Annotated in this window: 9 protein-coding genes; 2 read left to right on the top strand and 7 right to left on the bottom strand. The window is 61.0% G+C overall.

All coding sequences use genetic code 11. The annotated features are described in order from the left end of the window. Positions 1-10 precede the first annotated feature (10 nt). Genes ABEA23_RS04050 through ABEA23_RS04060 form a run of 3 tightly spaced genes read right to left on the bottom strand, consistent with a single transcriptional unit; the run spans position 11 to position 4916 of the window. Positions 11-1696: a hypothetical protein gene (locus ABEA23_RS04050; protein ID WP_345476786.1), complete on the bottom strand. Its 1686-nt coding sequence runs from the start codon at positions 1694-1696 to the stop codon at positions 11-13. Between the two features lie 26 nt (positions 1697-1722). Further along, positions 1723-3696 (bottom strand): tetratricopeptide repeat protein, encoded by a 1974-nt coding sequence (locus tag ABEA23_RS04055; RefSeq protein WP_345476787.1) that lies wholly within the window; start codon positions 3694-3696, stop codon positions 1723-1725. A gap of 38 nt (positions 3697-3734) precedes the next feature. Continuing rightward, positions 3735-4916, bottom strand: coding sequence for an ATP-grasp fold amidoligase family protein (locus ABEA23_RS04060; protein WP_345476788.1), 1182 nt, complete (start codon positions 4914-4916; stop codon positions 3735-3737). 259 nt (positions 4917-5175) lie between these two features. Here ABEA23_RS04060 and ABEA23_RS04065 point away from each other — a divergent pair, with 259 nt between their 5' ends. Further along, positions 5176-6285: a glycosyltransferase family 2 protein gene (locus ABEA23_RS04065; protein ID WP_345476798.1), complete on the top strand. Its 1110-nt coding sequence runs from the start codon at positions 5176-5178 to the stop codon at positions 6283-6285. A 75-nt stretch (positions 6286-6360) separates the two neighbouring features. Here the strand turns inward: ABEA23_RS04065 and ABEA23_RS04070 are convergent, their stop codons facing one another. Beyond that, positions 6361-6780 carry a hypothetical protein gene (locus ABEA23_RS04070; protein ID WP_345476789.1) on the bottom strand — a complete coding sequence of 140 codons (420 nt, stop codon included), beginning with the start codon at positions 6778-6780 and terminating at the stop codon, positions 6361-6363. Next, positions 6780-9455: a glycosyltransferase gene (locus ABEA23_RS04075; RefSeq protein ID WP_345476790.1), complete on the bottom strand. Its 2676-nt coding sequence runs from the start codon at positions 9453-9455 to the stop codon at positions 6780-6782. The genes ABEA23_RS04070 and ABEA23_RS04075 overlap by 1 nt, the downstream gene beginning before the upstream one ends. Positions 9456-9648: 193 nt before the next feature. On the opposite strand from ABEA23_RS04075, the gene ABEA23_RS04080 reads away from it, so the two are divergent. Then, entirely contained in the window at positions 9649-11445 is a 1797-nt protein-coding gene (locus tag ABEA23_RS04080) for a hypothetical protein (RefSeq protein WP_345476791.1), read from the top strand. Positions 11446-11472: 27 nt separating this feature from the next. On the opposite strand, the gene ABEA23_RS04085 is transcribed toward ABEA23_RS04080, so the two are convergent. Together ABEA23_RS04085 and glmM are read right to left on the bottom strand one after the other, a co-directional pair. Next, complete coding sequence (locus ABEA23_RS04085) at positions 11473-12882, bottom strand: hypothetical protein (protein WP_345476792.1); 1410 nt, start codon at positions 12880-12882, stop codon at positions 11473-11475. Positions 12883-12981: 99 nt separating this feature from the next. Next, positions 12982-14331: a phosphoglucosamine mutase gene (gene glmM, locus ABEA23_RS04090; RefSeq protein WP_345476793.1), complete on the bottom strand. Its 1350-nt coding sequence runs from the start codon at positions 14329-14331 to the stop codon at positions 12982-12984. Positions 14332-14451 lie beyond the last annotated feature (120 nt).

The raw sequence follows: 14451 nt of genomic DNA on the forward strand, positions 1-14451 counted from the left end.
TCTATCGAGTCTACTTTCCGGCGTCCCGGTGCCTGATCTGGCGCGCCAGACCCAGCGGGCTGTGCTCCTCCAGCCGTCGCAGGTACTGGTCTTCTGTCAGCTCGAGGACCTGCGCGGCAGAGCCGTGCGGGACGATCAGGCCGGAGTTCGCCAGACGCTGGGTGATGCGGAATTCGAAGGCAAGATCATGCATCACCACCGGGTCATTGAGCGCGGAGTGCGGTCCGAAGGTGGCCGCGTCGTCGCGATATCCCTCAGTGAGCAGCTTGGGGTTGGCGTAGAAGTCAGCGTTGAAGATACCGATCTGGGCTGGTGCGAACTGCAGCAGGTCGTAGATGATCCGCTGGATCGCCATGGGCGCACCCCGGAAGTAGAGCCCGAATTCAAAGCGTGAGATGCGCAGCCACTGCGGCACCTGTTCCAGCACGGGCCAGTAGAGCGGGCGTCCCACGGCCAAGTGTAGGGCCCCGCTGCCAGCGATCTGCTGCACCTCATCGAATCCCCTGCTCAGATCCAATCCCGAATAGTAGGCGATGTCTGTGCGTGAGCCCATGCGTTGCGGCGCCTCGTTGATGACGTCGGGGCGGAAACGGGTCCGCACAATCACGTCGTAGGCGTCGATGAGCTCGCCGAGCTCCTCCCCCGTTGCAGCAGGTCCAACGACGGCGACCCGGCGCCCTTCGACAAGTGCCCGCATCTTTTCCTCGCCCGGGAGCGGCAGGGTTGTGGCGCGCTGCCGTGCGTGTGCGACCAGAGGGTCGGGGTCCCCCTGGAGGAGCGCAACGTCCGCCTGGAGCTTCTGAACCTGCGTTCGCGCCAGGGTATGAGGGGTGTCCAGCGGCGGGCGAGCTGACGTTTGGTTCAGCCGCGAGTGGCAGTCCAGGTAAGCGTAGGCGCCTAACAGGTGCTTCAGCCAGAGTGGAGACTCCAGCGGGATTCCACGGAGCTCGGTTACCCGGTTCTGAGCCATGGCACGTCGCAGCGCGGTGCCGGCGCGAAACTCTCCGAGGAACTGGAGACGCGTTGACAGGGTTTCCAGGAGGAGCTGGTGGAGTGTAGCCACTGTGCTGCTGTGCTCGGTGAGCTGCTCTACCAGGGATCTGACCAATGAATAGGAGGGGTGCGGGGTGAAGAGCTCATCCACGTCGGCCCAGAAGTCAGGGCGGGTGGCCAGGGGCCCGCGGGTGGGCTTCAGCGCAGATGCGTAGTGCCACATTCGTTGCCAGTCGAAGTGGGAGCGTGCACCGCAGCTGAGAATGCCTTCTACTGCGCGTAGGTCTTTGGGGTTGGCTTCATAGGCTCTCTCATACCAAGATGCGGCTGCGGAGAAATCTGCTATGTAGGACTTCCGGTAAGTTGCCGCCAGAGCTACGAGGTTCCCTGCGCTGGGGTTCTGACGCACGTGATCATGCAGTGCATCCAGGTCCGGTGCCGCAGTAGGCTCCGGGGCGGGCATTATTCCGGCCACGCCGTCGTAGGCGACGGCGTCCCCGGTCTCGGGCTGAACCGCCTGGCGCAGCAGACCCGCGAGGAGGCCCCGATAGGAACCTGTTTCCTCGTCAGCCGGCTGCAGTCTGCCGGCTAATGAGGTCACAGCACTGCGAGCACCGGGCAGCCGTGCAGCCCTCCATGCAACTCCTTTGACCACCGCGGCCGCGGCGATCTTATAGCGCAGGTTGTGCAGACTCACCGCCATTCAGCGCCTCCTGATCACGCAGTTGATCACCGCAGCGCACCGCCGGTTTCAATGGCGCGGATGTACTGTTCCTCAGTCATTGCTCCGACTTCGGCTGTCCGTCCGTGCAGGGTGACGACTCCGGTGGACCGCAGCCAGTTCAGGTACCGGAAGTCAAAGAGCAGGTCGTGGAGAACGATGAGGTCATTCATGATGGACCCAGGACCGAAGGATGTGTCCTTGGCGTCGCGGTATCCGGAGGCGAAGGGGTCGAGTCCGGTGTACATGTCGCTGTTGAACACCGCGATCTCCGCTGGTTCAAACTGAAGCAGGTCATAGATGAACCGCTGGACGCCAAGCGGGCCCCCGTGGAAGTTCAGGGAGAAGTCCTGGCGGTAGAACCGCAGCCAAGGCAGTTGGCGGGTCAGGTGCTGCTGGAGACTGATAGGTCGGGCTACGGCCAGTTGCAGGGATCCTTCCTGGATCGCTGCGCTGAGCCGGGGCAGCAGCGGATCAATATCCTGTCCGTTGATGTAGACGATGTCTGTCCGGCTGCCCTGGGATGCTGGGTGCTGCGCCACAAAGTCTGGAGCAAATCGTGGCCGGACGACCACGTCGTAGTCATCGATGAGGTGGCCGAGGGTATCGCCGGTGTCTACCGGCCCCACAATGGCTACTCGTCTGCCCCGAACCAGGGACTCCATGGTGTCATCCACCGGCAGCGGTACGCGGAGTCGCTGCCGCCGCGAGTAGTCCCGGTACGGTTGAAGGTCCCCTCGGGTGAGGTGTACATCCGCCGCCAATTTCTCCAGCTGCTGACGTGCCAGGTCCGTCTGCGGCTCCCATGGCAGGGGGTCGATGAGCTTCTGAGCTTCAGCACGCCTGTCCAAGTAGATCAGTGCGGCCAGGACTTTCTGCCGGTGGCCTATATGCCCCCCGGAGGTGGTACCCAGCCAAGCAAGGCTGCGTTCAGCTAACCGTCGGCGCAGTTTGAAGCCTTCATCGAGGTGGCCGGCGAATTGCAGCCGGTAGCTGACGAGTGCGGTGGTGGGCCAGGACAGTCGACTTCCGGCAGCTTCAGCCTGGTCGAGAACCCGCACGGCGGCTGCTGCTTGCGACGCATCGAGATCTGCCCCCTCAAACAGAACAGCCAGCTGGTCCATCGCCTCGCGCCGTCGTTCCCTGGTAGCGCGACTGCGGTGGTTCTCGTAGAGCTCGGCGCTGCGCCACAGGCGCGGCCAGTCGCTGACTGCCCGGCAGCCGATGGTGATGATGTGGCGAAGGGTCTGGTCATGGCGCGGGTCCAGCTGCAGTGCCTTTTCGTAGTGCTCCAGTGCCTTCTCCAGCTGAAGCACATGAGGTTTACGGAACCGCTTGGCAACGTCAATGTGCCACGCAGCGTTCGGGCGCTGTTCAACGGCCGCTTCCAGCAGTGCCAAACCCTTATGGAGATCACCGTGGTCGAACTCCAGGCGTCCGAGTTCGTGCAGGATGGCGGGGTTTTTCGGGGCAAGTTCGGCTGCTCGGGTAAGTGCAGCCCGTGCTTCTTCAGTACGCGGCTGAGGTCCTGTGGTCAGTCCTGCGATGGGGTCGCGCTGCAGTCCGGTGCTGCTGGCCCGCTGCAGAGCTCGTCCCAGTGCCAGGTGCCGTATGGGATTGTGCGGTTCGAGCTCCGCGGCGCGCTGGCGCATAGTGAGGGCTGTGTCGTAGCGCTGGAGGCGCTGGTAGCGTGCCGCGAGACGCTCGAGGTAGCCGGCATCGGTGGCGTCTGTGATGTTGAGGCGCTCCAGCAAACGGTGGGCCCCTTGGGCGTTGGCCTCAAACACCAGGTTAGCCGCTTGGGCGTGAAGTCGACGCAGGGGTCGGCTGTGACCGGTGAAGTCCGCTTCTGCAGCGGAAGGGACAACGCGGCCGGAGAAGACGATGGCGCGGGCGAGTACAACGTCTGCGCCGGGGACCTTGGTCACCACGTGTACGGCTCGTCGAGCAGCTTCTGCGGCGAAGGCAAGTGACTTTAGCATCGGGATAGAAGTGTACTGAAGCCAGCGGAATGAGCCGTTTATCTCTGCGCCAGTGGCAGAGAGACCGGCATCAGCTTGGAAACCTTCTTGTATATTCTCTTGGCCTGGCGCCGCCATTGCGGTTCGGGGGGACTTGCGAGCCTACGTGCCTGGTGTCTCGCTGCATGGTGGGCGTCGACGACGTATTGGTTCACGGTCTCATCTGCGCCGCTGTCGAGCAGTCTTTCCTGGGCCTGCGCGAGGCGGAAGCCACCGAGACTTCCCTGGTTGTGCAGGTAGTAGGCGCAGCGCTGATACTCCTGAAGATCTATGACTGGCTGAGTCCCCAGAACTTCGGGAGGGGTCTTCTGCAGCACGGTGCTCCAGCTCTCGCGTGGCTGCACCGCTTCCCCTTTGAGCTCCTTCTGGGCATCAGCGAAGAGGCTGTCGAGGTGTTTATGGATGCGATCGCTGTAGGTCACGCGACCTTTGATTTCGGCGCCCGTGGAGAAGGTGAACTCACCGAAGTACGGCCCGTCTACTGTGTCGAAGAGATCGATCCGGGAGAAAGGGGCGTCGGTCATCTTCGCCAGCTCGATGGCCCACCGTGAGAGCATCACCGCAGAGCGCGGGACCAACGGCACTGTTTGCTGCGTATCGTTCCTGCCGGTCCAGTAGTCCTGCCCAAGTCTGAGAGGTTTCAGGTCGCCGTCCAGCATCACGGCGCGCAGTGGTGATGAGTTTCTGTCAATCTGAGCTACTGCACCGATCTGCCCCTGGAACATGTAGAACTTGTAGTCGTAGGGAATGGCGCCGGGCTGAGCTCCGCGCAAAAACTCCTCCACAATCCATACCGCGTTCTTATTGGGAAACTGCGCCAGGGCGTTTCGCTGAGTTTGACGAATGTCAGCGATGGTCCGCTCGCGCAGAACCATATAATCGAAGTAGCGGCCGCCCCCCAGATGCTCCAGTAGCATCACACCTTTGGCGGACCAGCCGTGGGCGAACTTCAGCGCCACGCGCTCCCCCAGGATCTCAGGGATGATTTGCTCTGTGGAGGTGAGGATGGCGTACTGCCTCGGCAGCCCGATCCGGGTTCCTCCCAGTGTCTTCTCTCGCAGCAGCTGGTGGACATAGGTCTTGTCGGAGAGGTCGCGGCGCAGCTGAGTGCCTCTCCTGTAGTACTCACCAACGGTGAAATCCAGAAAGGCAGAGTTCTGGGATCGACGTCCGCGTCTCATTGGCGAATCCGTTCTCTAACTAGTCTGCAGGTTGGTGCGGGTCGGGCATTTTTGCCGACCGTACCGTGATCACCTTGAGGCCGCGTCAAGGATCCCGCACAGACGATGCTCAGAAATCCGGACCTGCGTCGCCGTCGACTTCTAGTAAGTTGTGACAAGCTCACCCGCAAGTTCCGGTGGGCAAACCCGCAAGCGTCAGGAGGAGTCAATGGCGGAGAGTGCAGTCAGAAGGGCCGCCAGCCGGACCCGCAAACTCCTGATGCCTCGAACTCCGCTGCTCCCCGTGCAGCGGCGCTCAGTACGTCCTAGCTCCGGCGCGCCCCTGGTGACGGTGGGGATCACCACACACCAGGACGCTGAACGGATTATTCGGTGCCTGACGAGCGTGGCTGAGCAGACACTCGGTGCCCAGCACATCGAGGTACTGGTGGTCGACGACGGTTCCACGGACCAGACTGTGCGCCTGGCCACAAATTTCGAACAACGGGCCGACTGGGCGGCATATGCTGTGCGCCGTCACAGAAACACCGGCAGTCCGTCCAAGGGGCGGAATACGATTCTTGACGAGGCGAGAGGGGAGTACGTCTTTTTCCTCGACGCCGACGACTACCTGGGTCCCCAGGCGCTAGAGGCCATGACTGAAGCAGGGCACAGACAGCGTGCCGAAGTCATTGTGGGACGCTACGTAGGGGTCAACCGGTCAGCTCCTAATGTGCTGCCACCGAAGAACCCCAAGGATGCAGGCGACTACCACGCTGGTTGGCTCAACAGTCTCCATGTGCAGAAGCTCTTCCGCACAGAGTTTCTGCGCCGGCTACCATATCGGTTCAATGAGTCGCTGATCTATGCGAGCGACCATCCGTTCATGGTCAGCGCATTTCTGCATGCCACAACTGTCGCCCTGGTGGAAGACGTGGACTGCTATTTCATCACCCTGGATCCGCCAGAGGTGCAGCCGCGGGTCAATGTCTCCCGCGCTGACATTCCAGCAGTTCAGCAGCTGCGTTTCCTGCATGACTGCTTCGGGCTTATGGCTTTGGCCCGCGGGCAGAACGGCGAGCTGGCAAAACGAGCAGGCCGTATGCGTGCTGACTACTGGAATAGGCTGTTGAAGTTGCACATCCCGGTGCTGATTCTTCGTAAAGGCGAGGACGACGACGCCGTCGTCAAGCTGGCACATCAGGCACAGGTGATGGCGGAACTCTACGGCGCCGTGACGTCGCGGACTCGACTTGTCCCTGAAGCGCAGATCATGCTGGAAGCGTTGACCGCCGAGGCTGCCGATGCTGTTCGTGCCGCGGCCCACCGCGCCCGTGGATCATCTGCAGCAGCACCCGAGGGTGCCGGCCTGGGCACCGAATCGACGTAGCGCTGGGTCTTACTGAAAGTCCCCTTGCGAATGCGGCCAGAACGGTCTCCGCAGGTAGTCGTAGCAGCGGCAGCTTCAGCCGGCGGAGCGTCGATCCGTAAGGTCCGCGAGGCGCTCTTCGACTTCTAACCGGTGCGCTTCCAGGGTCGCAAGCATCCGCTGTTCTGCGGCTTCGCGCCGGTCTTCGGCGTCGTGGATGGTTTTGTCCAACCGGGCGGTGTGATCCTCGGCGGCGCGCGCTATGCGGCGCAGGTAGGTGCCGCCGGAACTCATGGTCGCGCGGCGGATCTCGTTCAGCCGCAGGCGGCTGCTGCGTGCGCTGACGGTCATGGCAGCCAGGGTGAGCACCACCAGTGCAGCAAAGATGCCCATACTCATAAGAGTTGCGACGGCGGCGGCTTTCCACTGCTCCAGCAGCACGGCGACCAGCGCGGCCAGCAGTGCGAGGGCGTAGAGGACCACGAGAGCTAGTTGCTTGGTGGAAATACCTCTCATCAGGGGTGTGCCTCCTGGGCCTGGTGGTCGAGGGTGAGAAGCTCGGCGATGGTAGGGATGAAGGTTCGATTGCCGTGCAAGTGTGCGTACTGAACAGCGCGACGTGACTGAGCCAGGTACAGATTCCAGTTGGCGTGATGCTGCCGGATGAGGTCCTGTACCTGATGCGGCGGGGCATAGAGTGCGGCCTCGCCGTAGGTATCTGTGTACTCTTCTGGCAGGATCACCACACATCCGGCGGCCATAGCTTCAAGGATCGCGATCTCTTGTCCTTCGCGGTATCCGGGCTGTGGGTAGTGAACGAAGTAGTCCAGGGACCGGTAGTAGGTGCGTCTGCTGATAGTTTCTGGCGAGAACGCCATCCAGCCGGAGGGAAGCCTGGTGCCTCCAAGGAGCCGAATAGCTGCGGCTGTGTCGCCGTAGAGGCGCACGTCCATACTCCCGTCGAGGGGCCAGATCATTTCAATGATCTGCCTCGTGGTCTCTTTGACGGTCGCCCCAAGCGCGGTCTCCGATGATGAGGTCTCTACCAATGCGGTTTCCGTGTCATCAGCCTGGGTGTCGTCGACTCCGGTGTCATCCGGCTGCGCGCTATCGGCTTCACCCTCTTCAGCCTCTTCAGCGCGGCTGTCTTCGACCCGGATGACTCCGGTGTCTGGTTCAGCCGGCCAGGCGGCCGGAAGCTCTCCGCCCCAGCGGCCCACGACGGGGCGGAGGTTCCTGGGACGTTCTCTGCGCACCTGCCAGTGTTGGGGGTCAAAGGCGAGCGGCCAGTCGGTACTGCTGAGCTGCTCTGTGGAGACCATGCCTGTGAGCTCTGCGCGCACAGCAGCGTGGGTGGGTATCCATTGCGGGCGGGTGCCGAAAAACTCCGCGGCGTGCTGGGTGCAGTCCTCAGGAACATAGTGGACCTGGTCACCGGTTACCGGTGGTTTGTCGGCGACGACGACCACCCGGCCGGGGCGGAACGCCGTGGTGCCGTGAGGCATGAACTGCAGCAGCTCGGGCCCGCGGACCAGCAGCAGGGCGACTTCGTGAAAGTCTTCGTCGGCTAGGACGTCAGTGACGTCTCCCGCGGAGATGAGCCGTTGTATAGGTGCGCTATAGGTTCTGGCGGTGCGAGAGATGTGCACCGCGTTCTCCAGGTGCAGTACTCCCACCGTGTGCCCGTTGCGGCGCAGTTGCTGGATCTCTTCCATAGCTGCGGCTTGCCGCTGCCCGAATTCGCACCAATCGGCGGCGATGACTACATCGAGCTTGTTCGGTTCCGAAGGTGGTGTGGTGAAGCGCGGAGGAATATGAATCGGAGAGATCTCTCGGCCAGCCCGGGCCAGCTGCGCCGGTGCAGCCTGCTGGTGCCAACTCTTGTAGGCGCTCCAGAACGCACGGCGGGCCGGGTGTTGCCAGCCGGGCCGGAAGTCTGCTCGGGACAGCGAATCCGGCAGGATCCGCATGAAGATCAGCGGATCTTTGATATGCCGCACGGGTCGGCGCGTGTAGGCGGCTACCCGCCCACGCAGTTCGTTGTCTGCTGCTTTCCGGGCCGGGAGATATCCGCCGAGTTCTCGGAGGATATGAGTGCGGACCATAAGCGTCGGGGCGCTGGGGATGAAGGGATGGTATCCGCGACGAATGCGGACGAGATCTTCGGTCATGTTGACGGTGTAAACCTGGTTTGCAGGCGCGGCAGCATCTTGCAGCAGGTGGTTGGCCTGAGTTTCGATGCGCTGGGGGTGGGACCAGTCGTCAGCGTCTTGTCCGGTGATGAACACGCCTTGCGCTTGGGCGATGCCTACGTTGCGGGCCGCATAAGTACCGCCGTTGACATTTTGACGGATGACTCGGACACGGGAATCGAGGGCTTCGAGTTCCTCCAGTACTGGCTCGAATTCATCCGGAGATGCGTCGTCGACGACGAGCAGTTCGAGGTTCTTCCAAGTCTGGTCGAGGATGGACTGCGCGGATTGGATCACATCTTCGCGCACTGGCCTATACGTGGTCATAATGACGGTCACCAGAGCGTCTCGTCCGGGGACGGCTGCGGCAGGTCCGTGCACACGTGGAGTGGTCAGCCGATTGAATGGCGCTTCCTGGCCGGGGCGAAGGTGCACCGGCAGCAAGTTGTTGCTGAGGAACTGGCGGTTGAACCCGGCAAGCCATCGGTTTTCGGTGAGGGCCTTGCCCCGCTGCCTAACGTGAGGGCTGCGGCTGTCGACTTCAAGGTAGCCGTAGAAGTAAGTGGCCACGTCGGGATGCTGGTCCATGAGCCGGTCCAGTTCGGCGTAGCGGCCTTGTTCGAACAACAGTTCTGCACGGAGCTTGTTGAGCCGGTTGAATTCGCGGCGGTCGTCGGAGAACGCCGCGATGCTCAGATCCAGGGCAGCTATGGCGAAGTCTGTGTCGCTCTCTTTGATGTTCTGCAGACCGGCCACGCTGGCGAGTGTGGCCAGCCACGCGCTGTCCACGTCTTGGGGTTTTATGCGGCCCTTGAGAATGTTCTCGGCAAGTTCCTCAGCGGTGTGTTTTCCGCCGCTAGCACCATAGGCGAGAATGTCTCGCATGTGCAGGGATTCGCTGCGTAGCACGGTGCGCTCTAGAGCCCGTCCCCGGGTCTCTGCGTGCTGCAGGTAGTTTGAGAGCAGACGAGCACGCATGGAAGCCTGCTCTGTGTTCATTGGCTCTGCTCCCCTTGATGCTGCTTTGTGCGGTGACTCTGACGCGTGCTGCTCAGATTTTCCAGTATGCCACTGTGGTCTGGCCTCCGAGTCTAAGGGGCCGGCACGCAATGGTTGAGTCTGTGCTGAACCGGACTCTATAGGGAGCCGCCCTGGATAGGATGTAGAGGAATTGCCTAATGAGGAGTGCTTGATGACTGGGGACAATATCGGACTTCCTGCGGTCCACCACGTGGTAGCTGATCCGCAGAAGATCGAGGCTGCTCCGGATTACAGTCACTTGCGCTTTGCGCGTGGCTATGTGCTGCACACGAAGGACACCACGCCCGCGGTACCGGAATTCTGGGGACAGCGGGAGTTTGCCGGGCGTGTGTTCCGTTGGGACCCAAGGGTGTCCGTGGCCGTGGCATCCGCCAAGGATCAAGAAGTGCTGATCTGCGGGCACGCGCTGGATCCCAATCTGGGAACCACGGATTTGGGTACGATTGCCGCACGCCTCCTCGTTGCTCTGCAGTCTTCCCGACAGGCTTACCTGGATGTCCTGGAAGAGATGTTTGGACAGTTCGTGGTGTTGGATCGCGTTCACGGTGAGGTCCGTGCTCAAACTGATGCCATAGCATCTCGGGCCCTCTTCCATGATGACCAAGCAACCCTGATCGCTTCGCACGTCAACCTTGTAGGGCGAACGCTCAAACGCAAAGCCAGCAAGTTCACCAAATGGTTGAGTCAGCCCAAGACTCAGGATTACCCCGGCCGGACCACACCGTACGACGGCGTCTGGCTCCTTACGCCAAATACTGAACTCACACTGGGAACTGGAGACATCACACGCATCGGCCCCCGTCCCTACGAGCCAATGACGGTCGAGCAGGCGGCTGACTTGATGCAGCCGGTACTCGAGACGCAGGTGGCGGTTCTGCTAGAGAGCGGACGGAAGGTTGTGGTCTCCGCCAGTGCAGGAATCGATTCGAGGACTTCACTGGCTGCCTTCGCACGGGCTCAAAACAAGAAGTCCGTGGAAGTCTTCACCTACACGAAAGCTTTAGGATCGGGTCGGCAGAGCCGCGAGTTGCACCGGGATAAACTGGCGGCCACGATGGCCGCTGATTTGGGGCTGTCGCACCGATTGTTTGATCTCAACACTGCCCAGCGTCCACCTAAGGAGTATGTCAATCTGCTGCGGGAGCTGAGCTCGCGACGTTCCAATACGGTAATTTCCTGGGTCTATCACTCCAATCTTCCGCATGACTCCCTTCACATCCGTGGCCAGATCAATGGCGTCGGAAAATGGCATTTCGCCACTATGCTGCACTTCTCGGAGTCTTTGGAGTTGTCCGCGCGGCGTATGGCTAGTCTGACAAAGCGCGGCAAAGATGCAGATAAGCCTTTGGATGACCCCTGGTGGGACCTGGGCCAGGAGGGCTTTCAGGAGTACATCGAGACCACTAAGCTGCGCTCCGTTCCTACTGGCTACCGGTCGACCGACCTCTTCCTATGGGAACACCGGGTGGCCAACTGGAACCATGCTCATATCGTGGAATCAGACGTCACTTTCGATACCTATCAGCTGTTCGGCTCTCGCCGGATGATCCGGTTGATGCTCTCGGTGCCTGAGATTGACCGGGTGCAGCTGGCACTGTTCCGGGAGCTGATTCGGCGCTTGGAGCCCCGGCTGCTGAAGTATCCGCTCAACGGGAAGACGTGGGAAGAACCCACATATGATCTGCCGCTGAGCGCCTACCAGGCGGGCACCACACGCACATGGGCCGAGGTTCAGAACCTACGGAAGCGGATCTCCACGGCGAATGTGAAGTTGAAGAGCAGGCGTCAGGAGATCGCTAGGCTGCGGAAGGAACTCGCTCACGCGCAGAAGAACGTGGCTGAGCTTCAAGCGAAGCTGGCTACGGCGGAACGAGCCGCACCGGATACGGCACTTCAGCAGGTGAAGCGAGGGGTGCGCTCGATTCGATCGCGCCTCAGCAGCCGCTGAGGCGCCCTTACTTGGCGACCATTTCGTCTAGCTGCTGATGTGGAACCCTTGCTTGACTACGCCAGTCCAGCGTTCTTCTGATTCAAGCTCCAATTGAAGTTGTTTGCTTGCCAGGCGAAGGAATTTATGGACCCGGTCTGCTGTCCCAAATAGGGCAAGATAGCCGACGTTTCCTTCGCGCCAAAGTCTTCCGGATACTGAAGCTTGTCTTGCCGCTAAATAGATGTTGCTTTCTTCTTGTTCACTGAGCGGTAGGGTGAGTCCGTGACGGTAGAGCGTCCGCACAGGGTAGTTGTGACTTGGCTTCTTCCGTACTGTTACTTGGTCTGCAGAGGCTCCTCGAAGCGGGGCAAGCAACTGTTCCAGGTTGAGCGCCAGCTTGGTGATGGTGGGATCGTCGGATCGGGCGCTGGCCGGATAGAACACGTCAAGAATATGCTTGGGGGCGTCCTGCCCTGCTCCTTCCCAGGGGTACATATTGATCTCGATCTCGGGTCGAGAGTTGAGTTCGATCACGCGGAAGCTGTCCTCGACCGGTGTTCGGTCAGCGTCGTAGAGGATGTCCACTCCAGCAATGGCCAGCCCGGGGATCGCAGCGACGGAGCGGATGGCGGCGTCTTTCACCGCGTCAGGGATCTCAGCGGTCTTATCAATGCTGTCTCCACCTTGGCTGGCGTTGGCTTTGCCTCGTAGCGGGACTTCTGTGCCTTCGGCAGGGATGCTGTTGATTGTGAGATTCTGTTTGGCGAGGTACTCCTGCACCTCCCTATCGAGGATGATCGGTTTCTTGCAGAGGTAGGGGTTCTGTCTGCGGAGGGCATTCTTGGAGTCGATGAGCTGTTGGATAGTGCTGGATCCATCGCCGGTGACGTTGGCCGGTTTGCGCAGGCATGCTGCGACGAATCTGTCTCCGACGACGAGCACCCGGTAGTCCTGGCCGCTGAAGTGCTTCTCAAGGACTAGTTTGTTGCCTGTGGCGTTCTGAGTCAGATAACGGAAAGTGCCCGTCAGCTCTGCCGGTGTCCCGAGGTTGGTATATACGTCGCGGCCCATGCTCCCCCTCAAGGGCTTGAGGACCACTGGGTAACCTATCTGGTCGGCGAGGTTTAAGAGCTCACGTTCGACGCCCTCGTGGCTAGGGTCAATGACCCAACTCTCCGGGACCGGCACCCCTGCTTTGCGGAGCTGGGTGGCAGTGAGGTGTTTGTTCTGTTCGATTCTTATAGCCTCGCCGGTGGTGAGATGGGGGCGCGACTTATCGAACCGAATCTTCCGCGTGCCGTCGGTGATCTCGTACTTGCGCAACTGGCTGTCGAGGAAACGGACACGCAGCCCACGTCGCCACGCTTCTAGCGCGATGGTGTAGCCGGCGAGTCGCGCGCCGAATGCTTCCTGGACGACGTCGATCTCAAAATGGTGGGGCCAAACTGCTGACAAGTGCGTTTCTCCTGGCGGACGGGCTTCGATCAGATAAGGATGCTTTAGTCAGCTAAAGAAAAGCTGGTCTGGTGACGCTCGACGTATCAGGCTGTGAACTCAGAGCGCGAGTTCGGTTTTGACGACATCAGCCAACGCCTGCGCCTGAGCCCGAGCAAGATCAGCAGTTTCTGCCTCAATCATCACCCGCACCACAGGCTCAGTACCCGATGGCCGCAACAGCACACGCCCAGACTCCCCCAAACGGGCCTCCACCGCCGCCACAGCCTCCTGCACCACCTCATGCGACTTCACCCGGGCTCTATCCACACCAGCCACATTGATCAGCACCTGCGGCAACCGAGTCATCGCCGCGTCAGCTAACTCACGCAATGACCTACCCGTAGCAGCCACCCGAGACGCCAACTGCAAACCAGTCAGCACACCATCACCGGTGGTCGCATAATCGCTGAAGATCACATGCCCAGACTGCTCACCGCCAAGGTTGAACCCACCAGCACGCATGCCCTCCAGCACATACCGGTCCCCCACCGCGGTCTCCACCAGGTTGATACCAGCCTTAGCCATCCCCAGCTTCAACCCCAGATTGCTCATCACCGTGACCACCAGAGTGTCATCCTTCAACCCACCGGCTTCCTTCAGCGCCAGGGCCAGGATCCCCATGATCTGATCACCATCGATGATCTCCCCGGTGTGATCCACCGCCAGACACCGATCAGCATCACCATCATGAGCGATCCCCAGATCAGCAGCATGAGAAATGACTGATTCCTGCAAATTCTTCAGATGCGTTGAACCATAGTTCTTATTGATATTGATCCCATCAGGGTCAGCACCAATGACAATGACCTCAGCACCAGCAGCAGCGAACGCCTCAGGAGAACACCCCGAGGCAGCACCGTGGGCGCAATCAAGCACAATCTTCAGCCCCTTCAGGGAGACCTCCCCCAAGGACTGCAGCAGATGCACCACATACCGGTCTTCTGCATCAGAGAACCGCTTGATACGCCCGACCTGATCCCCCGTGGGCAGCACAGGGGCCTGGCCCATCTGGGCCTCGATCTCATCTTCGACCGAGTCATCGAGCTTATGCCCGCCACGGCCGAGGAACTTGATCCCGTTATCAGGGGCCGGGTTATGCGAGGCAGAAATCATCACACCAAAATCAGCCTCGATATCGGCGACCAGGAACGCCGCTGCGGGGGTGGGCAGCACACCAGCGTCATAGACATCCACACCTGAGGAGGCCAACCCGGCCTCCACCGCGGAGGAGATGAACTCCCCCGAGACCCGCGGATCACGTGCCACAACAGCAACAGGTCTGCGGCCCTGGTCCGCACGACGATGTCCCAGCACCACCGCAGCAGACTGGGAGAGACGAAGAGCAAGGTCCGCAGTCAGCAGCCCATTAGCCACACCACGAACACCATCGGTTCCGAATAATTTCATGTGACTGGGCTACTCGACGGTGACGGACTTGGCGAGGTTACGCGGCTGATCCACGTCATAACCCTTCTCCGCAGCCAAAGCACACGCGAAGATCTGCAACGGCACAGTAGTCAGCAACGG

The sequence above is a fragment of the Nesterenkonia rhizosphaerae genome (assembly GCF_039544555.1).
Classification (GTDB): domain Bacteria; phylum Actinomycetota; class Actinomycetes; order Actinomycetales; family Micrococcaceae; genus Nesterenkonia; species Nesterenkonia rhizosphaerae.